The following is a 1,567-nucleotide window of genomic DNA, read 5'->3' on the forward strand; positions in this document are numbered from 1 at the left end:
GCGGAATCCTGCTTCGTTGATTTGCGCCAAAATGGCACCGATGTGACCCGCAGCTACTGCGTCGGGCTTGATCATCGTAAAAGTTCTATTTCCAGCCATATGCTCGGTTTTGCAAAATTTGGCGCAAAAGTAAGGAAAAAGCCGAAAGAGAAGGGAGGCAATGATGTTTTTTTTAGGTTAAGCTTAAAAAGTTGAGGAGTTGAGGTGTTGAGAAGTTGAGGCTACCGCAGCGATTTTGAAAAAGACCTTGTCTAAGTTACTGCGGTAGCCTCAACTTCTCAACTCCTCAACTTCCCTCAACCTTCTCAACTTTTTTTGGTTAAATCCATAATTTTTGGCACCTTCGCACTCTGAATTTTGAAGGAGCAAAAACGGATGATTCAAACCTTTGAACAGCCTTCTTCAAAGTCTTAGTTTCTCCTTGATTTGATGATAGCATGGAAAACATCCAATCGTTAAAAGAATATCTTGCGGAGCCTCGTAAAGCAGTGATTCTAACCCACCGAAACCCAGATGGGGATGCAATCGGTTCTTCATTGGCTTTGTACCACTTGCTCAAAAACATGGGGCACCAGCCTGTGGTGGTTTGCCCTTCCGAATACCCCAGTTTTTTGGAATGGATGGATGGTGTTCATGAAATGGTGATCTACGATGCGGATATGGATCGGGCCAAAGAGGAAGTTGAATCGGGGGAAATTTTTTTCTGCCTGGATTTTAACTCACTGGACCGTATAGATAAGGTTGGCGAAATGATTGTCCCTTTGGCCAAGCCCAAGGTGATGATTGATCACCATCTGGAGCCGGAAGCTTTCCCCGATTATTTGTTGTCGGACATCACCGCAAGTTCAACCTGTGAGCTCATTTATGATTTCATCGGGCTGATGGATTGGCACGCGCACCTCAACGTCAAAATTGGAGAGTGTATCTTTACGGGCATTGTAACCGATACGGGCTCCTTCAAATACAGCACTTCACCAAAATTGTACCGCACGGTAGCAGAATTGGTAGAACTGGGGGTAAATGATTATTTGTTGCAAGACCTGATCACCAATAGCCAGGAAGAAAAACACCTGCGGCTCCTGGGGCATTGCTTATACAACCGGATGGAAATTCTGGAAGAATACCGTACTGGCATCATCACCCTGACCAAGGAAGATTATGCTCGTTTTGACATCCAGCGGGGTGATACTGAAGGTATTGTGAACTACGTGCTGCGTATCCGAGGCATCATTATGGCTGCTTTTATCACCGAGCAACCAACAATTGTCAAAATATCTCTGCGTTCTAAAGGAGATTTTTCGGTACAGGAAATCGCCCAAAAACACTTCAAAGGAGGTGGGCATAGAAATGCTTCCGGTGGTGCTTCCTTTATCGGCCTAAAAGCCACGATTAAAAAGTTTCGCGAGTTATTGCCAGAATACCGCGAATCCCTGAATCGGGTGAATGAATTTACTGTGTAACCAAATTTGGGTTTTCCGTTTTGGGTTCCGACCTAAAGCCAGGAGCCTCTCAACATCAATAACAAACATGAGAATTTTGTCATGCTTATTCCTGGCGCTGGTATTGC

At 44.8% G+C, this 1,567-nt stretch carries 2 protein-coding genes; one reads left to right on the forward strand and one right to left on the reverse strand.

The window, feature by feature from the left end:
* Nucleotides 1-99, reverse strand: a 99-nt coding sequence (locus SFV55_RS01240; RefSeq protein WP_320027626.1) for a nucleoside-diphosphate kinase, incomplete at its 3' end; no start/stop codon positions are given.
* 338 nt (nt 100-437) lie between these two features.
* Here SFV55_RS01240 and SFV55_RS01245 point away from each other — a divergent pair.
* A complete protein-coding gene (locus SFV55_RS01245) occupies nt 438-1,460 on the forward strand; it encodes a DHH family phosphoesterase (RefSeq protein WP_320027625.1) in 1,023 nt (340 codons plus the stop codon).
* Nucleotides 1,461-1,567: the final 107 nt, after the last annotated feature.

The sequence above is a fragment of the Haliscomenobacter sp. genome (assembly GCF_033763495.1).
Taxonomy (GTDB): domain Bacteria; phylum Bacteroidota; class Bacteroidia; order Chitinophagales; family Saprospiraceae; genus Haliscomenobacter.

Excerpts from the sequence above, each read along its gene's own strand:
- SFV55_RS01245 (WP_320027625.1), top strand. The coding sequence starts at position 438 with ATGGAAAACATCCAATCGTTAAAAGAATATCTTGCGGAGCCTCGTAAA.